This is a genomic window from Streptomyces sp. NBC_01478, from assembly GCF_036227225.1.
Lineage (GTDB): Bacteria > Actinomycetota > Actinomycetes > Streptomycetales > Streptomycetaceae > Streptomyces.
In genome coordinates, this window is record NZ_CP109444.1 from 3,952,297 (window position 1) to 3,972,797 (window position 20,501).

The 20,501-nt window shown below is 69.8% G+C and carries 16 protein-coding genes; 6 read left to right on the forward strand and 10 right to left on the reverse strand.

What is annotated here, in order from left to right; translation table 11 throughout:
• Positions 1-423: 423 nt before the first annotated feature.
• The 3 genes from OG223_RS17720 to OG223_RS17730 all read left to right on the forward strand — a co-directional run bounded on the left by OG223_RS17720 (position 424) and on the right by OG223_RS17730 (position 5,453).
• On the forward strand, positions 424-876 hold the full coding sequence (locus tag OG223_RS17720) for a hypothetical protein (protein ID WP_329249183.1): 453 nt from the start codon (positions 424-426) through the stop codon (positions 874-876).
• A 1,081-nt stretch (positions 877-1,957) separates the two neighbouring features.
• The gene (locus OG223_RS17725) at positions 1,958-3,070 is read left to right on the forward strand and encodes an alpha/beta hydrolase (RefSeq protein ID WP_329249186.1); all 1,113 of its coding nucleotides are present in this window, start codon (positions 1,958-1,960) and stop codon (positions 3,068-3,070) included.
• Position 3,071: 1 nt separating this feature from the next.
• Positions 3,072-5,453, forward strand: a complete 2,382-nt coding sequence (locus OG223_RS17730) for a GMC family oxidoreductase (protein ID WP_329249189.1) — start codon at positions 3,072-3,074, stop codon at positions 5,451-5,453.
• Between the two features lie 5 nt (positions 5,454-5,458).
• On the opposite strand, the gene OG223_RS17735 is transcribed toward OG223_RS17730, so the two are convergent.
• Genes OG223_RS17735 through OG223_RS17745 form a run of 3 tightly spaced genes read right to left on the reverse strand, consistent with a single transcriptional unit; the run spans position 5,459 to position 9,023 of the window.
• On the reverse strand, positions 5,459-5,836 hold the full coding sequence (locus OG223_RS17735; RefSeq protein WP_329249191.1) for a hypothetical protein: 378 nt from the start codon (positions 5,834-5,836) through the stop codon (positions 5,459-5,461).
• Positions 5,823-6,794: a hypothetical protein gene (locus OG223_RS17740; RefSeq protein ID WP_329249194.1), complete on the reverse strand. Its 972-nt coding sequence runs from the start codon at positions 6,792-6,794 to the stop codon at positions 5,823-5,825. The genes OG223_RS17735 and OG223_RS17740 overlap by 14 nt, the downstream gene beginning before the upstream one ends.
• A 48-nt stretch (positions 6,795-6,842) precedes the next feature.
• Positions 6,843-9,023, reverse strand: coding sequence for a BTAD domain-containing putative transcriptional regulator (locus tag OG223_RS17745; RefSeq protein WP_329249197.1), 2,181 nt, complete (start codon positions 9,021-9,023; stop codon positions 6,843-6,845).
• 216 nt (positions 9,024-9,239) lie between these two features.
• Here OG223_RS17745 and OG223_RS17750 point away from each other — a divergent pair, with 216 nt between their 5' ends.
• From OG223_RS17750 to OG223_RS17760, 3 genes are all read left to right on the forward strand, one after another.
• Positions 9,240-9,797 (forward strand): hypothetical protein, encoded by a 558-nt coding sequence (locus tag OG223_RS17750; RefSeq protein WP_329249200.1) that lies wholly within the window; start codon positions 9,240-9,242, stop codon positions 9,795-9,797.
• 248 nt (positions 9,798-10,045) lie between these two features.
• Positions 10,046-10,930, forward strand: coding sequence for an NmrA/HSCARG family protein (locus tag OG223_RS17755; protein ID WP_329249203.1), 885 nt, complete (start codon positions 10,046-10,048; stop codon positions 10,928-10,930).
• A gap of 19 nt (positions 10,931-10,949) precedes the next feature.
• Positions 10,950-11,456, forward strand: coding sequence for a cupin domain-containing protein (locus OG223_RS17760; protein ID WP_329249206.1), 507 nt, complete (start codon positions 10,950-10,952; stop codon positions 11,454-11,456).
• Between the two features lie 1,009 nt (positions 11,457-12,465).
• On the opposite strand, the gene OG223_RS17765 is transcribed toward OG223_RS17760, so the two are convergent.
• From OG223_RS17765 to OG223_RS17795, 7 genes are all read right to left on the reverse strand, one after another.
• The gene (locus tag OG223_RS17765; RefSeq protein ID WP_329249209.1) at positions 12,466-13,188 is read right to left on the reverse strand and encodes a hypothetical protein; all 723 of its coding nucleotides are present in this window, start codon (positions 13,186-13,188) and stop codon (positions 12,466-12,468) included.
• A gap of 312 nt (positions 13,189-13,500) precedes the next feature.
• Entirely contained in the window at positions 13,501-15,513 is a 2,013-nt protein-coding gene (locus tag OG223_RS17770; RefSeq protein WP_329265335.1) for an ABC transporter ATP-binding protein, read from the reverse strand.
• 106 nt (positions 15,514-15,619) lie between these two features.
• Positions 15,620-15,766 carry a hypothetical protein gene (locus tag OG223_RS17775; RefSeq protein ID WP_329249212.1) on the reverse strand — a complete coding sequence of 49 codons (147 nt, stop codon included), beginning with the start codon at positions 15,764-15,766 and terminating at the stop codon, positions 15,620-15,622.
• A 99-nt stretch (positions 15,767-15,865) separates the two neighbouring features.
• Positions 15,866-17,152, reverse strand: a complete 1,287-nt coding sequence (locus OG223_RS17780) for an ABC transporter permease (protein ID WP_329249214.1) — start codon at positions 17,150-17,152, stop codon at positions 15,866-15,868.
• Entirely contained in the window at positions 17,149-17,886 is a 738-nt protein-coding gene (locus tag OG223_RS17785; RefSeq protein WP_329265336.1) for an ABC transporter ATP-binding protein, read from the reverse strand. Before OG223_RS17785 ends, OG223_RS17780 begins: the two co-directional genes overlap by 4 nt.
• A gap of 23 nt (positions 17,887-17,909) precedes the next feature.
• Positions 17,910-19,400, reverse strand: a complete 1,491-nt coding sequence (locus tag OG223_RS17790; protein WP_329249216.1) for a peptidoglycan-binding protein — start codon at positions 19,398-19,400, stop codon at positions 17,910-17,912.
• A complete protein-coding gene (locus OG223_RS17795) occupies positions 19,397-20,329 on the reverse strand; it encodes a hypothetical protein (protein ID WP_329249219.1) in 933 nt (310 codons plus the stop codon). Before OG223_RS17795 ends, OG223_RS17790 begins: the two co-directional genes overlap by 4 nt.
• Positions 20,330-20,501 lie beyond the last annotated feature (172 nt).

The window sequence follows — 20,501 nt, forward strand, 5'->3', positions numbered from 1 at the left end:
CGGCGCACGGATCCGGGCCGCCGCCGACCGGACAATATCCGCCCCTCTGCGATGGCCAAAGCTTGCCGCAGACGGGAGAGGTAGCCGTAGAGCGTGTTGCGGACCCCCTTGCGGATGGCGGTCGGCCCAGCCGCGCTCGACGAACTGGTCCACCTTGACCACCCGGTTGGCGTCCACCAGCAGCACTGCCGGCACGCACCGCTGCCGGGCATGACCCAGATCAACGATTCGGCCGTCCACACGCGCCTCGACACTGCCGAGCAAATCGAACTCAACCGTCGCAGCACGCCCCCGAGTCTCACGTCGCCACCCTGGCGCAGCACCTTCGACCAGCCCATTCAACGTTTGTCCAAGGATCACCGACGGTCGGCCGCGCACCTTGGTCTCGTCCACGCAACCGGGCCGACGAACCTAGGAGACACCATGCGTAGTCGCACACGAGCCGACGAAGTGACAGGCGCGAAGTGGGCCGTACGGACGGGCGCACTCATCTCCGGCGTGGCCCTGGCCGCCTCGCTGGGCGGCGTCAGCCAGGCCCAGGCGGCAACGCCCAGGTCCTCCGCCAGCATCCAGTCCGTCGACTACATCCCCGGCAAGGACGTCACGGTCGGAAGCTGCAAGGGGTGGATGAACCGCAGGTCCACCGACGGCTACGTCCAGGGACTCGTGCAGTCCTGGAACGGTGTGGACTGCGAAATGTGGCTGGAGCGAAAGGTCATCGGCTCGTACGACTACAAACACGTGTCCAACGGCACCGACGTGGTCAACACCACCGCCTCGACCGGCTTCTACTGGAACGGCACCAACGCCGGCACGCGTGTCTGCATCACCAACTGGAGCACCTACGTCAGCGACTGCGGCGAGACTGCCTGGTGAGCTCCCGTCACGTCGTCGCACACCGCGGAGCGGTTTTGTGGCGGCGTGACCGCGAACGGTGTCGGAGCCAGCCAGGTATCTGCGGCAGCCCGCCCGGCTCGCTCCGGCACTCGGCAGGTCGAGGAAACGAACGCGGCCGGGCCGCCGGGGCGTCGCGCCACCTGGGCGGTGACGCCGGAGGAGAGCGACCGCTGATCCCGGGCGTTCGTCGCACCCATCGCGTCAGGGCCATGCCTCTCGCGTACGTGGGCAACACGGCGGGGCGGCGGTTCGTGGTGGGACTTCCCGAACGGGAGATCGGCTGCACCCCCAGATCCGCGAACACCCCTGCGGTTGCGGTCCTGTTCGGCCCATGACATGGCCCGAAGGGCTCAAGCCCGTCGCCCCGCGCGAGGGACAGTGATCGTGCAGCGAGGCAACGCACGAGGAGGGCCGTCACGTGAACACGGTCCACCACAACCCCGAGGTGTCATGGCCGGTGCGCCTGTACCGGCGCGCCGTGCCCGCCCGCCTCAGGCGGGCCCTCGTGGAACGCACGACCCCGCAGACCCGCGCGCGGCATGGCTGGTGCGCCGCCATCCCGGCCTGCTCACCGGCCACGACCGAGAGGTGCGGCTGGTCCGCGATATGCCCAAACTGGTCCTCGTACGCCCCGACATCTCGCCACTGGCGGCGCGCAACGCCAACGCGGCCGCGGTCCGCGCGTCCCTCGACGGGGCGGGTCTCGACTACTTCTGCGTACGCGGCCGCAGCAACGCCGCCGCGAGCGTGTCCCTGTATCCCGAACGCGTCCCGGTTGCATGGAATCAGAAGACCCGAGAGCGAACACGCCGACGCAGGACGGGGTATCGAACCCACGCGCAGCGGATTCCCGTTCCAACGCGCAGAGACTCCGGCCTCTGGCAGCTCCGCGGTGAGGTGCCTCGAAGAGCGACGGCAACCGAGCCTGACCTGGCATCGGCGCCGTGACCTGCCGATTTCAGGTTTTCCGCAGGTACGCCGAAGCCGGGAGCACCACGATGACCTCTGCCTGACCGCCGACGCCGTCGTGGGGGCGGTCGACCGACTGAGGGGGACAATCATGCCGATCCAGAAGTGCGCCGCCATCCCCCGTCACACCACGACCGGCGTCCCCGACGCCCAGGTCACCGTCCACCCCGTCACCACGGACGACGGACTCGGCCTCCAACTGACCCGTTTCCGCCGGGCGGAGTGCGACGACGTCGTACTCCTCGTCCATGGACTGACCGCGTCCAGCGACCTGTTCATCATGCCCGAGCACCGGAATCTGGCGACCTGCCTCCTCGACAACGGTTTCGCGGACGTATGGACGCTCGACATGCGGATGAGCAACCGCTTCCCGTACAACACGGAACCGCACGCGCACACCCTCGACGACATCGCCCTGTACGACTACCCGGCCGCGCTCGCCGAACTGCGCCGACATGTCGGCGAACGGCGCGTGCACGTCGTGGCGCACTGTCTCGGGTCGATGACCTTCCTCATGAGCCTGTACGCCGGCGCCGTACGGGACATCACCAGCGTCGTCACCAGCGCGGTCGGCCTGCTGATGCGCGTACCGGCCTGGTCTCGCTGGAAACTGGCGTACGGCCCCGCGCTCGTCGAGGGCGCGCTCGGGCTGTCCCAGCTCGACCCGCGGAGCGGCGACGCGGCCTGGTTCAGCCGGAGCGGGCTGTTCGCCCGTCTGGTGTCACTGGCGCACCCGGAGTGCGACAACCCGGCCTGCCACATGGTGAGTTTCATGTGGGGCACCGGCTGGCCCGCGCTCTACAGCCACGACAGACTCGACCCCGTCACGCACGACCGCGTCGCGGACCTGCTCGGCCCTGTCGGGCTGGGCTACCACCGGCACATCGGCAGGATCGTACGAGCGGGTCGTGCCGTGAAGCACGACGCCGCCGAGCCGCGCCACGCGCACCTCCCCGACGACTACCTCGCGGCGGCGGCCAAGGGCGGCCCGCCGGTGCTGTTCCTGACCGGCGAGCACAACCGCGTCTTCGGGGACTCGGTCGTCCAGGAGCACGAGGCGATGTCGCGGGAGACCGCCGACCCCGACCGCTACGAACTGTTCGTCGCCCCCGGCTACGGCTACGTGGACACGATCATCGGCCGGGACGCGCACCGGGACGTGTTCCCGCACCTCCTCGACTTCCTCCACCGAAGGGCTGTATGAGATGACGGAGTCGCACGCCGAACACGTCGGAACCGTCGTCGTCGGCTCGGGATTCGGCGGCTCCGTGGCCGCGTACCGGCTGGCCGAGGCCGGACAGCAGGTGGTCCTGCTGGAACGTGGACGCGCCTACCCGCCCGGCGGCTTCGCCCGTTCCCCGGCCGAACTCGGCCGTGCGTTCTGGGACCCGCGGGCAGGCCTGCACGGCCTGTTCGACGTGTGGAGCTTCCGCGCCTTCGACTCCGTCGTCGCCAGCGGACTGGGCGGCGGATCGCTCATCTACGCGAGTGTGCTGCTGCGCAAGGACGAACGCTGGTTCGTCGACGAACAGCCGCTGCCCGGCGGCGGCTACGAGGCCTGGCCCGTCGGCCGCGCCGAACTCGACCCGCACTACGACGAGGTCGAGCGGATGCTCCGCCCGGTCCCGTACCCGCTCGACCGCCCCGGCTACACGGACACACCCCGGGCGCACGCGATGCGTGAAGCGGCCGAACGGCTGGGCCTGACCGCGGAACGGCCGCCGCTCTCGATCAGCTTCGCCCCGAAACCGGGCGCCGACCCCGAGCCCGGACTGCCGATGGCCGACACCGACCAGGGCAACCTGCACGGTGTCGGCCGCCGTACCTGCCGCCTGTGCGGTGAGTGCAACCTCGGCTGCAACGACGGTGCCAAGAACAGCCTCGACCACACCTATCTGTCGGCGGCACAGCGGCACGGTGCCGACCTGCGCACCGGACACGAGGTGCGCGCGGTGCGGGCCCTCGCGCGAGGCGGATACGCGGTGGACTACGTCAGACACGGAAGACACGGACCAGATGACGAAGGGGGAGGGGAACGGGGTGATCCGGACGGCCGCCGCGGGGACGGAGGAGTCGCGTCCGGATCACCCCACACCTCCGGATCACCCCGTGCCTCCCGAACGCTCCACACCATCACCTGCGACCGTCTGGTCCTCGCCGCCGGCACCTACAACACGGTCTCGCTGCTCCTGCGCTCCCGCCGGAACCTGCCCGGTCTGAGCCCGGCGATCGGCAGCCGGTTCTCGACGAACGGCGACCACCTCGCGTTCGTGCTCCGGGCCGGGCGGGGCGACGAGCCCCGGCCGATGCGTCCCAGCCGCGGTCCGGTCATCACCAGCTCCATCCGGCTGCCCGACGAACTGGACGGCGTACCCGGCGCGGGGCGCGGAGGATACATCCAGGACGCGGGATACCCGGGTTTCGTGGAGTGGCTCGTCGAAGGCGCTCACGCACCGCAGGGAGTCTCCCGGGCGGCCCGCTTCCTGGCCGGGAGGCTGCTCGACCGGATCTCCCGCGCCCCGGACCCCAGCCTCTCGGGCGCGTTCGCCGAGCTCCTCGGCGACGGCGCGTTCACCGGTACGTCCCTGCCGCTGCTCGCGATGGGCCGAGATGTGCCGGACGGCGAACTGCGCATGCGGGGCGGCCGGTTGGACAGCACCTGGACGGTACGGGGCGGCAGCGCGGCCCAGTTCGAGCGGACGCGCACACTCATGCGGCAGATCGCCGGCGCGCTCGGCGGCGGATACGCCGACCATCCGCTCTGGCACCGGAACCGCGTCCTCACGGTGCACCCGCTCGGCGGCGCCCCCATCGGCCGGCATCCCGACATCGGGGTCTGCGATCCGTACGGCGAGGTCTTCGGCCACCCGGGCCTGTACGTCGCGGACGGGGCGGCGATGCCCGGCCCGGTGGGCCCCAACCCGGCCCTCACCATCGCCGCCCTGGCCGACCGTATGTGCACCCGCCTGCTGGAGCACCGGCCCGCCACTCCACGGGCGGTCGCGCACCGCACGTACCCCCGCCGCACCTCGCTCCAGTTCACGGAGGAACTGCGCGGACGCTACGCACCCGGTGCGGACGGGGCCCTGACCCAACCGTTCGCGTTCCGGCTCACCGTCACGGCCGACGACGTGGACGCCTTCCTGGACGAACCGGACCACGAGGCGCGCGCGGACGGCTGGATCGACAGCCCCTCCTTCGGCGGACGCCGGCCCGTCCTGCACGGCAGCGTCCGCCTGTTCGAGGACGGCTGCCGGACGATGCGCTACCGGCTCCACTTCACCGACGCCGACGGCCGGCCCCGCACCTTCACCGGCCGCAAGGACCTGGCGCCCGGCACCCCGGCCCGACTGTGGACCGACACGACCAGGCTGACCTTCCGCGTCCTGGACGGACACATCCACGAACCGGGCGGGACCGACGCCGCGCTCCTGGGCACGGGCACGGCGAGTCTCGGCGCCACCGATCTCGCCCGCCTGCTCGCCACGTTCCGCACAACGGGCCCGCACGGCACCGCGGCACTCACTCGCTTCGGCCGCTTCTTCGCCGGCGAACTCTGGAACACCTACGCCCTGCGGCGCCCCTGAGAAGCTCAGGAAGTACCTCCCCGTCCCAGCGGGGCCTGGGCGGCGATTCGGTGGTGTTCGTGCTCAGCCAATTCGGACACGGCGAGGGTCCCGCAGGCGTCCGCCAAGGCTTTCACCTGTTCCAGCTCGGCGAGTGCTTCGGCCTGGCGGCCGGAGGCGGACAGTGCGGCGCCGGCGGTCAGCCGGGCCATGGCCTCGTTGAGGGACATCCGGGCCGCGCGAAACTCGGCAGCGGCCCGGCACGCGGTGGGGCCCGCCGCCGGGTTCTGCCGGGCGAGTTGCACCTCGGCGCGGGCGTGCAACGCGAACCCGCGCCAGCCGGGCGACAGGTCGAGCCCCGCGGCAGCGGCTGCTCGGTCGGCCCACAGCTCAGCGGCTGTCACGTCGCCAACGGCCAGTTCCGCGACAGCCAGCAGCCGGAACCACATCGGGCGGACCGGGGCTTCGAACCCGAGCAGGTGCGGGCCGCCGCCCGCTTCGAGCACCTTGCTGACACAGCCCTCCGGATCGCCGTTGAGCAGCAGTGTCTGGCCGAGCATCCCGACCATCGCCGACCGGTGCGGGGCCGGCCGAGGAGAGCGACTCCTCACAGATCTTCAGTGCTCCGACGAAGTCTCCCCGCCACATCAGGACTGCCGCGCTCACCACCTCGGCCAACGAGCGCGGCTCGCCGCTGCCGACGAGTGACGCCGCCTCCAGGGCGTCGTCGGCGTAGGCCGCCGCCTCGTCCAGGCGTCCGAGCCACAGGTAGGCGGAGGCGGAGGCGGCGAAGAGATCGGCGAGCACGAGGCTCTGGCCGGTGCGGCGGGACACATCCAGGCCTCGGCGGAGACGGCGCAGTGCGGGGTCGTGGCGTCCGTGGAGCATCTCCGTCCAGCCTGTCATGACGAGCGTGTCCATCTGCCCGGCCAGTTCCTGGTCTTCGGTGTCGTCGAGCACTTCCACCACGGGGTCGAGGTGGTCGGCTGCCCGGGCGTCGCCCGCGAAGGTATGCGCCAGGGCCAGGAGAGCGCGGACCGCGGTGGTCTGCGGCGGGTCGCCGATACGTTCCGCCGAACGCAACGCGCGTTCGCCCCAGTCGACCGCCGTGGAGAAGTCGTTCTTACGAAGCGCCACCACCGCGACGCCCAACTCCAAAGTGGCGGTCTCAGGCTGCAGTTGGCCCTCGTGGTCCGCCAACTCCCGCAGCAGCAGAGCCGTGGCCTCTTCGTACCGGCCGAGCGCCCACTCCATGGTGGCTCGTAGGGCGGTCACCCGGGCCCGTCGGCCCCGGTCCCACGCGGGCAGGAGGGTGGCGGCCGTGCGCAGGATGTCGCGGCTTTCCAGCAGTCGTCCGGCCATGCCCAGCGCATCAGCCTGCTGGAGCCACAGTTCGGGCCGTAGTCGGCCCTAGCATCCGGGCAACCGCAAGGCTCCCTGTGCCCAACGCGTGGCAGCGGCTGGTGCGATCGTCACCACCTGACGGGCGGCCCGTACAAGTACGTCGACAGCCTGTTCGTCTCCTACGCGCGCCGAACGCTGAACGTGCGACGCCTGGGCGGTCAGCGGTGCGCCGCGCAGAGCCAGGACATCTGCGGCCCGGCTGTGTGCCTCGATCCGCCAACCGGCGCCCGCGCTCTGGTATATGGCGGCGCGTACCAGTGGATGGCGGAACTGGTATCGACGCGCGGAGCCGATCTGGCGTACCAGGTCCCGCTCCGCGACCTCGTCCAGGGCCGCAAGGGCCTGTGCCTCACTGGTCTGGGCCACGACTGCCACCATGCCGGCTTCAAAAGAGTCGCCGAGCACCGCGGCCGCCTGTGAACAGACCTTCGCAGTGGCCGACAGACCTCCCAACTCCTCCAGCAGCGCGGCCCGCACCGACTGCGGCAGATCGCCGGCGACAGATGCCGGGACGGCCGGCACCGCCGGCGGACTTTCGTTCCCGGCGCTTCGGGCCAGCGCTTCCAAGTAGAACGGGTTGCCGCCGCTGGCCTCGTACAGCCGTTGGAAACGCCAGTGATCCGTCCTGGCCCCGCACAGTTCCGCCCCCTCGGCCGGAGACAGCGCACCCAGCTCGACCCTGGCCACTCTTCCCTCCGTTCCCGCCCGGGCCAGCGCCGCGGCCAGTCGCGGCGGGGCCTGCCGGGGACGGTAGGCGAGGGCGAGCAGCAGCGGTGTCCTCGGCGGGTGCCGTACCAGATGGTCGATCAGCTCGGCTGTACCGTCATCCGTCCACTGCAGGTCGTCCAGGCTGAGCACGAGCCCGCCGTCGGCACTCAGCGTCTCCAGCAACGTTCGCACCGCCCGGTGGAACCAGTACCGTTCGACCGTCACCGGATCCGGCCCGGTCGGGAAACGATCACAGAGCGCGGGGAAGACCGTACTCAGCAGGGCGAACGCGCCGGGCGGTGATCCATCAGGCCGGAGCCGGAGGAAGTCCACATTGCCGAGGTGGTCGTCCAAGGCGTCCACGAACGCACCGTACGGAGCCCGGTCGAACCCCACGCTGCGGCCGGCCAAGGACACGAAACCGCGCTCTCTCGCGCGCTCGCCCAGTTCGCCGAGCAGCCGTGTCTTTCCGATACCTGGTTCCCCGACCACCTCGACCACCCCTGGCACACCGGCCAAGGCGTCCTCGATCGCACCGTCGAGGACCGTCAACTCCGCTGCCCGCCCAACCAGGTGGCTCCCTGTCCGGGGACGCTGCGGTGTCGGCGGGCCGGCCAGGTCGGCGCCGTCCCGTGGGGTGCGAACCGGCGGGGGCATGGGTAACGGGCGCGGCACGAGAGCGGGTGCGGAGCTCGGAGCACGCCCGGCGGCCGGGACGGCAGCCGGGACGTTCAGTGCGGGATCGGTGGTGAGGATCTGCTGGTGCAGTTGCCGCAGCGGGAGGCCGGGGTCACAGCCGAATTCTTCGGCCAGCAGCAGCCGGGTTCGCTCGTAGTGGTTGAGGGCATCGGCCGGGCGGCCACAGCGGTACAGGGCGAGGATGAACTGGCCGGCCAGTCGTTCGTCCAGTGGGTGTGTCTCGACCCGGGCGGCCAATTCGGCCAGCAGTCCGGTGTGGTGACCGCAGCGGAGCCGAACGTCGGTGTGGTCCAGTTCGGCCGCGATCCGTTCTTGGTCGACCGTGTCGCGGAGGGCGTTGATCCAAGGGGTGTCCAGACCCGCGAAGGCGTCTCCCCGCCAGAGGCCGAGTGCCTGCCCGAACAGAGTTGCAGCCTGCTCGTCCTGCTCGCTCCGCACGGCCGCCCGGGCCCGTGCGGCGACGTCACGGAAACGGTGCAGATCCACTGCGGTCGCCTCGACGTCGAGGACATAACCACCGGATCGCCGGACGATGTCCGCCCCTTCGGCGATGGCCAAAGCCTGCCGCAGACGGGAGAGGTAGCCGTAGAGCGTGTTCCTGGCCCGCTGCGGGTGACGGTCGGCCCAGACGCGCTCGACAAGCTGGTCCACCCTGACCACCCGGTTGGCGTCCACAAGGAGCACTGCCAGCACACACCGCTGCCGGGCATGCCCCAGATCAACGATGCGGCCGTCCACACGCGCCTCGACGCCGCCGAGTAAATCGAACTCAACCTTCACAGCACGCCCCCGAGTGTCGAGTTCCCACCTTGGCATAGCACCTTCGACCAGTGGATTCAACGTATACCCAAGGTTCGCCGACGGTCGGCCGCGCACCGTGGTCCAGGACAGGACAGAGCGCGACGCACAATCCGGAGGCCCGGCTCCGCCACGACGAGCGGGCAGGAATTGCCTCCGGTCATGCCTCGAACCGACCCAATCAGGGGAGCAAGCAGAATGCAGAGAATCCTTGTCAAGGCGGGCATCACGCTCGGCGGACTCGCGCTGACAGTCGGAAGCGCCACCGTCATAGCACCGACCGCCCAGGCGGCCGGGACGCCGACCGTCGCACGCTTCGAGGGCAAGACGATCGACCTGTCCAAGGGCTGGGGCGCTGCCAAGGCCTGCAACGTCCAGCGCGGCGTCATCGACTGCTTCCGCACCGCCGCAGAGAGCGACGCGAAGGCCGCCCAACAGGCCAAGACCGCAAGCCCCAGCATCGCCCAGGGCTACTGCTCCACCCCGCTGCGCCTGTACGAGAACGCCAACTTCAACACTTCCCCCTTCCCCGCGGGCCGGATCCTGTCGTTCTACGACAGCGGTTACTGGCAGAACCTGGACCAGTGGGGCTTCAACGACCAGACCTCTTCCTACAAGACCGGCAGCTGCTGGACCTCCTTCGCCGTGGACAACGGTGGCTGGGGAAACCAGGCCGACGTCGGACCGTGGCAGTCCGACGGGTACATGGGCGGCGGCAGTTGGAATGACCTGGTGAGCTCGATCGCGCTTTACTGACCAGGGGGCGCGTACCCGGTACGTGACCGCACGAGGGGGGCGCCGCGACTCGCCGGCCACGACCACCGGACCTGCAGCTGACACCACGCAGGGCGCATCCTGCCCGTCCTCCCCAGGGAGGACGGGCACACGAGGAAGGCGGCGGGTTCGGCACCGCGGGCTGCCGGCCGGTCCTCCTGGACACCGCTCCATGCCGACCGGACCCCGCGCCAAATGTGACGGCCCGCCATTTCCGCAAGGAGCTTCGTATGGCAGATCACAGGGGACCCGTGCTGGTCATCGGTGCCACCGGCCAACAGGGCGGCGCGACCGCACAGCAACTGCTCGAGCGCGGCCGGCCGGTCAGAGCCCTGGTCCGCGACCCTGATTCACCCCGCGCCAGAACACTGCGTACGGCAGGAGCCGACCTTGTCGTCGGCGACCTGGACGATCCGACGTCGCTCCGGAAGGCGATGAAGGGCGTACATGGCGTGTTCCTCGTGCTGACCATGATGGTCGGCCCCCGGATCAGCCCCGAAGGCGTGGTGGCCGAAGAACGGCGGGGAAAGGAAGTGGCTGATCTTGCCCGGGAGTTGGGCATCGAGCACCTGGTCTACAGCTCACTCAATGGCACGGACGCGCACTCCGGAATCCCGTACTACGAAAGCAAGCGGCGGATCGAGGAGCACCTCCGCTCGCTCGGACTCCCGGCGACGATCCTGCGTCCCGTTTCCTTCATGGACAACTTCGCCACCTACAACCGCCCGGTCCTGGACAACGGGGAACTGGTGCTCGCCCTCGCCGTGCGACCGCGGATTCCGATGCCACTGATCGCGGTACGCGACATCGGCGCGTTCGCCGCGATCGCGTTCGACCGGTCCGAGCACTTCATCGGCCGGACCGTCGAGATCGCCGGGGATGTCCTGACGCCTCCGGAGATCGCCGAGACTTTCGGCCGCCACTGCGGCCTGCCGGCACGGCTGCGTCAGGTGCCCGTCGAGCAGATACGAGCCTTCGACGAACAGCTCGCCAAGATGTTCGCGTTCTTCAACGAGCGACCTGCCGGCCTGCCCGACATCGCGGCTCTGCGGGAGCACCACCCCGGCCTGATGAACCTCGGGACCTGGCTGCGCAGCACCGGATGGAAGCCCTGAACCCGGGAAACGAGGAGACATGACCGATGGACTGCTGCTGCCGCCCGGTGGCGGCCGCCGGATCCAGACCATGACCATGAAGGCGGGTGCGGAACAGTCGACGACCTGGTCGACGTTCGAGGCGGAGGTCGCGCCGGGATTCGATGTCGGAGCGCACCTGCACCACCAGGCCGAGGAGGTGTTCTACGTCCTCGCAGGCGAACTCGACCTCCTCGCCTTCCATCCCACCCCCCAGGCCGCCGGCGACTGGCGCTCCTGGGAGTCCGAGACCGGCGCGAAGGTGATGCGGGGCGGCCCCGGGAGCTTCATGTTCGTACCCGCCGGATGCCCTCACGCGTTCTCGAACCCCGGCGCCGAACCCGCTCGGATGCTCTTTCTCGTGTCCCCGGCCGGGCACGAGACCTACCTCCAGGAACTCACCGACCTTCTGAGCGCCTCGGGGCCGCCGGACCAAGCCGAGATCGCCGCCCTACGGCTCCGCCACGACATCCACCAACTCACCCCGCTCACCCCCGGCGCAGACTGAGGCTACCCAGCCCACCGGCCGTCAGCGCAGGTGAACCGGTCGGGAGCCGCAGGTTTCTTCCATGGCCGACGGAGGTCCCCGGTGAAAGGTCGGGCGGGCCGGAACCGGGCGTGGGCAACGATCAGGATGCAACTCCAGCGGTCGCCGATCCCCTGTACCCCGGACAGGGCGTCGGCCCTCCGGAGCGGAGATGCACGCGGTCCAACGCCCACCGTTCAAACGGAGCCGGCCCACTCGAGGGTCCCGGAGATCAACCGCCACACAGAACAAACGAGGCCTACGACTACATACCCCCGCTGCTGACCGACCGCACCCATCCCGGAAGACGCCGCACCGCCCGCGTACGAGCAGGAGCGTTCTCCGGGACCGATTCGGTACGGGCCGGCAACATGGCGCCGAGGCAGCTCTTCCGATGCCCCGCGTCCTGCCGGCGCCCCGAACGCACTGTCCGGCCACTCACCCGCATTCGGCGGCTTCCCCGACTACGGGTCAACTCATCAATGCAGGTCAACGACGTGCGATCTAATCCTTACCGCAATGCCGTCGAACTCATGGGCAGCGGATCCAGTCCGTCCAGGCAAAGTTGACGCCCCGACACCCAAAAACAAACGTTTCCGCAGGTCAAGGACCTGCACAGGTGGGGCGGGTGGGACTCGAACCCACGGCCGACGGATTATGAGTCCTTTGAGGATCTTGGCGGTCCTTGCCGGTCAACGCTCACCCTTGACGTTTTCGCAGGTCAGATGCGGTTATCCGTGTTGGGGTCAGTCAGCCCTTGTCGGTCTGTTCCTGTCCTTGCGGCCTCAACTCGGCCTCAATGAGGCCCGGCAAGATCGCGCCGACGAGATAGCGGACGATCGCGCCAGCTCAAGGACGGGAATCGAACCCACGCGCAGCGGATTTCCCTTCCAACGCACAGAGACTCCACCCCAGGGTGCCAGGGCGGAGCCTCCGGGAGCACTTTCACCGAGCAACGCGTATACACAGAGCCCGAGCTACAGGACCGGAATCAGTCCGCGTCCAGCTCGGCCGCTTCGACGGGGTGCCGCTGCAGCCAAGCGTATGCGTCGGAGTTCTCCTTGAGCCAGCGGGCACAGACGGCCCACTCGACGCGCTCGCTGCCCGCGTCACTCAACACGACGTCCGCGACCAGCCGCGTACAGCCCGCCCCGGCACCGTGCGCACTACACGCTTTCTTGGCATTCGTATGAGGAGCGATGGAGACGACGCGGGACACCATGGCCCGCTCCCCCTCGGCATACGTGCGATCGAACCACTCGATGAACTGGTGCACGGTACCTATCTTGGCCACCCGGTCATGCAGGGCCTTCTGGTCATGGCCGGTCAGGAACCAACCGAGCGTGACCGGCGCCCCACAGCCGCAGCCACAGGTCCGGGCCGCATGAGGGGAGTCGAAGTAGGTCACCGGATTGCGGGCTGCGGCAACCGGCTGAGGCTTGCCCACATAGGCGTCATGGACAGGGTGGCCCACCTCCAGATAGCGGCCTTCGATGGCGCGGCGACCGCCGGCGACCGACACCAGGCCGTGGATCTCGATGGCCTGGCGCACGATGCCCTGCGCCGACACCAGCGCATACTGCTCCCGGTCGGCCCGCTCACCCAGCACCCAGCACCCACGATTGGCGCGGAACAGGGCAGCGTCGTCCATGTTCGAATCCCAGCCCACGTGATCCCGCCCCAGCTGGTCCTGTTCGGGATTGACGTAGCGCATCGGACCAAGCGTGATGTGAATCAAGACCGCCCCCAATAGCCTTATAGCCAGGTCCCCTTGCCCTGCGACTATCCATATCGTGGCCCACAAATCTCGATACCTGCAACCCCTAGGACCCATGGGTTATCGGGTATTTGGGCGGCACGCAGGTCGGGGGGGCGCCACGCAGCGGCTCCCGAACAGCCGAAGCCATAAAAGTTGTGCGCTCAACCGATCTGCTCGCAGGCATACAGGAGTCGTCCCCTTCAACGGCGGCCCGCAGCACTGGAAACCGACCGCGATCGACCACCGAACGCCCACGGACGGAAAGGGCTACCGCGACTCCGTGAGCTGCCCGGTGCTGTTGTCCTGCGAGCGGTGGAGGTAGGTGTATGAGCCGCCGTGGGCCATCAGCTCGTGGTGGGTACCGGCTTCGACGAGGCGACCGTGGTCCAGTACGAGGATACGGTCGGCGTCCCGGGCGAGGTTCAGATCGTGAGTGATCATGATAGTGGTACGCCCCCGCATCAGGCGGCGCAGCGGTTCGACGACCCGGCGCGCTGTCGGCGCGTCCAGGCCGGTGGTGGGCTCGTCGAGGACGAGTACCGGCGCGTCGCGGAGCATCGCGCGGGCGATGGCGATGCGTTGGAGCTGGCCGCCGGAGAGTTCCGCGGTGTGCGGGTCGATCGGCGTGCCGTAGCCGTCGGGGAGGGCGGCGATGAACTCATGCGCGTCGGCGTCGCGGGCGGCCTGGACGACGTCGGTGCCGGAGGCGCCCGGCCGGCCGCAGGCGATGTTCTCGTGGATGGAGTCGTGCAGGATGAGCGTCTCCTGAGGCAGCAGGGCGACGTTTTCCCGCAGGAACTCCACCGGCAGCCGGTCCAGGGGGACCCCGTCCAGCCGGACCAGCCCGGCAGCCGGGTCGTAGAAGCGCAGCAGCAGCTTGGAGACGGTGGACTTGCCGGCCCCGCTCGCGCCGGTGACCAGGACCAGTTCACCGGGACGGGCCGTGAACGACACCGCGCTGAGGGAGTCCTTGGCAGCGCCGGGGTAGCGGAAGCCGACCTGGTGGAACTCGATCTCGCCGCGCACCCGGCGCAGCTCGACCGCGCTGCCGGGTGCCGGGTCGGTGACGGCGGCCCGGGCGTCGAGGATCTCCAGCAGCCGCTCGGCGCCGGCGGTGGCGGCGGTCAGGGTCAGGCCGAGCTGGCCGAGGGAGCGGATCGGCGGGTACAGGTAGCCCAGGAAAGCGGCGAAGGCCAGCAGTTGACCGATGGTCATCCGGCCCTTGGAGATCTCCCAGGCGCCGAGCCCGATCACGATGAGCACGCAGAGCGTCTCGACGACCTCGACGAGCTGTTCGTAGAGCTCGCTGAGGCGGGCGCCGGTCACCGAGGCGCGCATCCAGGCGCGGGCCTCGCGGCGCAGCCGCTTCTCCTCGGCCCGACCTCGGTTGTAGGCCTGGGTCAGGACGATGTGGCCGAGTGACTCCTCGACCACCGAGGTGATCGCACCGTCGGCGACCCGCTCCTGCCGGGCGACGATCTTGATGCGACCGGAGAACCGCTTGGCGGCCAGCCAGAACAGCGGGGCCAGCGTGAAGGTGGCCAGCGCGAGATCCCAGCGCAGATAGAGCGCGGCGGCGGAGAAGAGCACCGTGCTGAAGACGGCTGAGACGGTACCGACCGCACCGGAGACCACCATCTGCTCGATCGACTCGACGTCCCCGGTGAGACGCTCGACCAGATCGCCGGTGCGGTGACGGCTGAAGAAGTCGGGCGGGAGGGTCTGAACGTGGGCGAAGACCTTCTCCCGCAGCCGCATCACAAAGCGTTCGGCGGTCCAGACCGCGAGCGAGTTGCCGATGTAACCGACGAACGCGCCGAGCAGCGCCGCGGTGAACCACATGCTGGCCGGGGCCCAGAACGCGGAGAGCGAACCGGCCTGGAGCGCGTTGTCGGTCAGTTCGCTGAACAGCAGGATCGACGCTGTCTCGGCGAGGGCCGCAAGCACCACACAGACGCAGATCAGCACCAGCCAGGAGCGGTCCCCCTTGGTCAGCGGCCAGAAACGGCTGACCGCCTGGCGGACCGGGACGCCTGCGTGGACCGCCGGCTCCGCCCGGGTCTGTTCCTGATCCGGAACGGTCTCGTAGGCGCTGCCGTGGCCGACCCCGTCGTGCTCGGTCCCGTCACGGTCGGCCCCACCGTGGTCGGCGCTGTCCATGACGGGGCGCCGGTGACGGCCGTGCACACGGTTGCGCGGGGAGCCGCCGCGCCGGCCGGTCGACCGGGCGGGCTCCGGTTCGACCACGCGGAACTGCATGGTCGGCTGGTCTCCGAGCATGGTCAACGTTCTTCCCTCATTCCATTTCGCTGCCTGCGGAATCCGCGCAACCACCAAGGGCGGGCCCCGGCGCAATGCCGAAGGCCCGCCCTCCGGTGTCAATTCATCAGCCGCCGATGGGGCGACGGTGAGCGGCCTGCAGCATGCGGGCCCGGGCGGCCGCCCGCTGCTTACGCTCCAGGACGGCGTTCCGCCGCGCCTGCGCCGCGCGCCTGGCAGCCGCCGCGGGGGTGATGATCTTGCTGATAGCCATGGAAATTCTCCTCATTCTTTTCTTTTTCTCGAACTGAACACGGTGTTTCTTTTTTTGCCTCGGCCATTCGGCTTTGACAAACTTGGGGAGGGTGCCGGTCTAGGAAGGTGCCCGGAGCGCGTCCACAGGTTCCATCCGGGCGGCGCGCAGCGACGGGTAGAGACCGGCGAGCAGGCCGACAAGGGCTCCGGCGAGCGGGGCGCCGAGGGCGAGGTTCATGTCCAGGACCGGGGTCCACTCCTTGAAGACGGCGACACACACCACGACGGCGATGCCCAGGGCCGCGCCGACGATGCCGCCGAGCAGGCCGATCGTCGTCGACTCCAGGAGGAACTGGCCGGCCACCTGTCGTCGCGAGGCGCCCAGCGCGCGCCGCAGCCCGATTTCGCCGACCCTTTCCATCACCGTCACCAGGGTGACGTTGGCGATGCCGATCGCGCCCACTACCAGCGAGACCAGGCCGAGGACGAGGAAAAGGCCGTTGACGTCGTTCTGGACACCGTTTCGAGCCTTGGACAGGTCGGCCGGCGCCGCCACGGCGAGGGAGTTCTGCTGCCCGGGGGCCAGGGCGATCGGAGCCTGGCGTGCCACCTGCCGGGCCGCGCCGAGCGCGGTGTTGATGAGCACTTGGGTGACGTCCTCCAGGCCGAGGCGGTCCGCTGCGGTGGTGGGCGGGAGCATCACAGCGGTGGACAGGCGCTGCTCGCGCCTGATGCCGCCGAGGATGCCGATGACGGTGTACGACTGGCCCCGGAAGAAGATCGCCGGGGAGTCCTCCACCCGCTTGATGCCGAGCAGCCGTGCCGCTTGGTCGCCGAGGACCGCCACCTGGGCGTGCCGGGCGATGTCGCCGGCGTCGTAGAACCGCCCGGAGGTCATCGCACCGCGTACCCCGGCGGGCAGGCCTGCCGAGGCGGCCACCACGGCCAGGGTCTGGCCGGAGACGTCGCCGGGCGCTTTCACGTCGTTGGACCGCACCTGGACGCTGTTGGTCAGTGGGGAGTCGGCGAGGGCGGCGGCCGAGTCCACGCCGGCCAGCCGCCGGACGGCGTCGGTCCCCGACCAGTCCACCAGTGGCTCGTCGTCCGAGCCGGCCGCCACAGACGGCACGGTCACAGTCACCGAGGTCGCGGTGAGCGCGTCGAACCGGCCGACGATCTGGTTGCCGGCCGTGGAGGCCACCCCGATGGTGATGACCAGCGTGGTGATGCCGAGCACGGTGCCGAGTGTGGTCAGGGCGGACCGTACGGGGCGGGCCATGACGCCCGCGAGAGCTTCCGTCCACAGGTCCCGGGGGTCCATCCAGGGGCGTTCGATGCGGGTCCCGGCCGGTGTCGCCTTCGCCCTCGTCCGTGCCCTCCCCAGCGCCCTCGTCGCGAGTTTCACTCGGGCTCCTGGGTGAGGCGGCCGTCGGTGATGCGGACACGCTGGCCCGCGCGGCGGCTGACCGTCTCGTCGTGGGTGATGAGCACCAGGGTCATGCCCTGGGCGCACAGGTCGTCGAAGAGTTCCAGCACGGAGAGGGTGTTCTCGCTGTCCAGGTTGCCGGTCGGCTCGTCGCAGAGCAGCAGCGCGGGATCGCTGATCAACGCCCGTGCGATGGCGACGCGTTGGCGTTCGCCGCCGGAGAGCCGGTCGGGCCTGAAGCCCGACCGGTGCCCGAGCCCGACCCGGTCCAGCGCCTCCCGGGCGCGGGCCAGACGGGTCCCGCGGCCGAGCCCCGGGCGTGGCCTGCGGTACGCCTCGGCCAGCATGACGTTCTCGTCGACGGTGCGGTACGGCAGGAGGTGGAAGGACTGGAACACGAACCCGATACGACTGCCGCGCAGCGCGGTGCGTTCGAGGTCGCCGAGCCCGGTGGTCTCGACGCCGTCGAGCCGGTAGGTACCGGAGGTGGGACGGTCGAGCAGGCCCAGCGTGTTGAGCAGCGTCGACTTCCCCGAGCCGGAAGGGCCGACGATCGAGAGGTGCTCGCCGCGCCGAACGGTCAGGTTCACACCGCGCAGCGCGTGCACCGGGGGTTCGGAGTCAAAGGTCCGATCCACACCGGTGAGTTCGATGACGGCGTCCGGGTCACCGCCGTCGTCCTCCGGTGCGGCACCCTCGGTCGTCGGAACCATGGCGGCTGGGGCGGTGCCCGGGGTCATTCGCCCACCACCACCTTGTCGCCCTGCTCCAGCGTGCCGCTGGTCGGCTTGACCTCGACGAGACCGGCCGCGGAGAGCCCGACGGTGACACGGACGTCGCTCAGTCTGCCGCCGCGCTCGACCTGCACCCGGACGTTTCCGTCGGACGAGGTGCGGATCGCGGCGAGCGGTACGACCAGCACCTTGCCGTCCGAGGCGCCGATCTTGATGGTCACCTTCACCGCGGCTTCGGCCTCGTCGGCCAGTTCGCCGGAGTTGGGTACGGAGATCCGCAGCTGGACCGGGGCCGAGGAGTCGGTAGCGGAGGTGCCGGCGGATTCGCTCCCGGTGTCCCCCGAGGTCGTCCCCGTGGATCCCTCGCTGTCCCCGTCCGAGCCCGTCGCCGTGGTCGTCGAGGACGCGGCGTCGGCGCCGAGCGCCGACACCGTGCCGGCCGCCTTCTTGCCGTCCGTCGTCGTCAGCTCGACGGCCATGCCCTTCCGCAGCAGTTCGGCGTCCGCGCCGGGGACGACCGCCTGCACCTCCAGGTCGGAGCTGGTCACGGTGCCGATCGGGCCGGACGCGGTGTCCCCCGTCTTCACCGTCACCTTGTTCAGCCGTACGGGCAGCTTCGGGAAGAAGACGACCTCGCCGGCCGGGACCTTCGTCCCATAGGAGGCCTGGAAGGTGCTGAGCGCGGCGTTCGCCATGTTCAGCGCCTTCTTCGCGGATTCGAGCTGCAGTTGGTGGATCTGCGCGTCGGTGCTGGACTGCGGGTTCGGCGAGCTCGCACTGCCGCTCGCGCCCGCATCCGTCCCCGCCGCTGTCCCTGTCTCCGTTTCGTCGCCGCTGCTGCTGCTCGCGCTGTTGGTCGTGAGCAGCGTCTGCTGGGCGGCGGACACCGCCTGCTGCAACTGGCCCAGTTGCTGCTCGTCGTCCGCGCTGGGCTTCTGGGCCTCGTACCCCTTGCTCGAGTACCAGCTGGTGACCGCCGCCGCGGTGCCCTGGCCGTAGTTGCCGCTGATCGATCCGGAAAAGAATCCGAGCCGGTGCAACGCTTTCTGGAGCTGCTTCACATCGTCGCCGGAGGCACCTGGGCCCAGCGCCCGGTACATCGGTACGGTTCCGCTCAGCGCGAGCACCGGACGGCCGTTGACCGCCATCAGTACGTCGCCCTCCTTGACCTTGGTACCGGCGACCGGTGCCTTGGTGATCCGCTGCTCCGCGCCCTCGCCGCCGGCGGTCGCGGACGCTCCGGTGCCCACCGCGCCGGCCAGCGCGAGCGGACGCGGCGAGGCGAACTCGACGGACCCCGACGCCACCACGGTCGCGGTGAGGGACTGCCGCTGGACGGCCACGGTCACCGGGCCGGCCTTCGGCGCGGTGTGCGCGGCGGCGGCGTCGGCGGGCGAGCGCACCTGCGTGCCGGCGATCCAGCCGCCCGCGCCGACCAGGACCACCGCGCCGACCAGCGCGCCCAGGTGCTTACGGCTGCTGAACCGGCTCATGCGTTGTCGCCGTAGTACGGGTGGGCCTTCTCCTTGGGGAAGTACGCGGCCCGGAACTTCTTGCCGCACTCCAGGTCCTTCAGGGAGAGGTCGATCTCCTTGGTGAGCAGCGGCAGCGCCTCCGCCTTGGACATGCTGAAGTGGTTCTCCGGCACGTTCTGCTCCATCCGCACCATGTCGGGCATACCGGTCGGCTGGGTGGTGCTGACCGGGATGCCCTGTGCCTTCAGGCAGGTGGCGTACCCCTGGGCGAGCTGCACCAGTTGGGCGTCGCCGTTGAGCTCGAGACCGTTCGCGCGGTTCGCCTCCGCCTTGGCGTTCTCCGCCTTTTTCTGCTCGGCGGCGCTCAGCGCGTGTCCGTTCACGGCTATCGACGCCTTGAGTTCGCAGCCGCCGATCTTCTCGTCCGCCTTGGACTTGGCCTGGGGGCCCGCCAGCGCCTCCTGGTACGCCTTCTGCTGGGCGGGGGTGAGCCCCTTCTCGTCGTCGTCGGCGACGGCGTCGGTCCGCTTTTCTCCCACCTTCCCTCCGGGGTTGCTGAAGGGGGCATTGGGGTCGTCGGGGTAGACGGCGGCGGCGTAGTTGCCGAACCCGTACTTCTCCCGGGACTTCTTCGCCGCCGCGTAGTCCTCCGCGTCCAGCCCGGCGAAGGAGTCGTCGCCGCTCGCCGTCACCACGTGCGGTGTGTAGGTGAAGCCCTGCTTCTTCATGCAGGCCGCGAGGGTGTTCTGCTGGATGTACGTCTTCTTGGTCTCGGCGTCCGCGCCGTCCGGGACGGTGAGCTGCACTGCCCCGTCGGCGTTCGTCGTACTGTCGTTCGCCGCGTTCGCACCGCCGGCCGTGGAGTCGGAGCTCGCGCCGGTCTTGTCGCTCGAACCGCCGCAGGCGGCCAGGACCGGCAGCAGGCCGATCACCAGGGCGGTCGCCACGGAAACGCGGCCCCTCTTCGGCATGCTCTTTTGTGCGTTCATGGTGGATGAGGCTGGACCCGCGGTGTGATGGGAACTGGCCCGGAGTGTGATCAAACGGCAACAGCCGATGGGCGGCGACAGGACGCCGGGTCCGCTCACCCGCCCGCGAGTATGTGATCGTCCGGTAACA

Excerpts from the sequence above, each read along its gene's own strand:
- OG223_RS17720 (WP_329249183.1), top strand. The coding sequence starts at position 424 with ATGCGTAGTCGCACACGAGCCGACGAAGTGACAGGCGCGAAGTGGGCC.
- OG223_RS17725 (WP_329249186.1), top strand. The coding sequence starts at position 1,958 with ATGCCGATCCAGAAGTGCGCCGCCATCCCCCGTCACACCACGACCGGC.
- OG223_RS17730 (WP_329249189.1), top strand. The coding sequence starts at position 3,072 with ATGACGGAGTCGCACGCCGAACACGTCGGAACCGTCGTCGTCGGCTCG.
- OG223_RS17740 (WP_329249194.1), bottom strand. The coding sequence starts at position 6,794 with ATGGCCGGACGACTGCTGGAAAGCCGCGACATCCTGCGCACGGCCGCC.
- OG223_RS17750 (WP_329249200.1), top strand. The coding sequence starts at position 9,240 with ATGCAGAGAATCCTTGTCAAGGCGGGCATCACGCTCGGCGGACTCGCG.
- OG223_RS17755 (WP_329249203.1), top strand. The coding sequence starts at position 10,046 with ATGGCAGATCACAGGGGACCCGTGCTGGTCATCGGTGCCACCGGCCAA.
- OG223_RS17760 (WP_329249206.1), top strand. The coding sequence starts at position 10,950 with ATGACCGATGGACTGCTGCTGCCGCCCGGTGGCGGCCGCCGGATCCAG.
- OG223_RS17765 (WP_329249209.1), bottom strand. The coding sequence starts at position 13,188 with ATGCGCTACGTCAATCCCGAACAGGACCAGCTGGGGCGGGATCACGTG.
- OG223_RS17770 (WP_329265335.1), bottom strand. The coding sequence starts at position 15,513 with ATGCTCGGAGACCAGCCGACCATGCAGTTCCGCGTGGTCGAACCGGAG.
- OG223_RS17775 (WP_329249212.1), bottom strand. The coding sequence starts at position 15,766 with ATGGCTATCAGCAAGATCATCACCCCCGCGGCGGCTGCCAGGCGCGCG.
- OG223_RS17785 (WP_329265336.1), bottom strand. The coding sequence starts at position 17,886 with ATGGTTCCGACGACCGAGGGTGCCGCACCGGAGGACGACGGCGGTGAC.
- OG223_RS17790 (WP_329249216.1), bottom strand. The coding sequence starts at position 19,400 with ATGAGCCGGTTCAGCAGCCGTAAGCACCTGGGCGCGCTGGTCGGCGCG.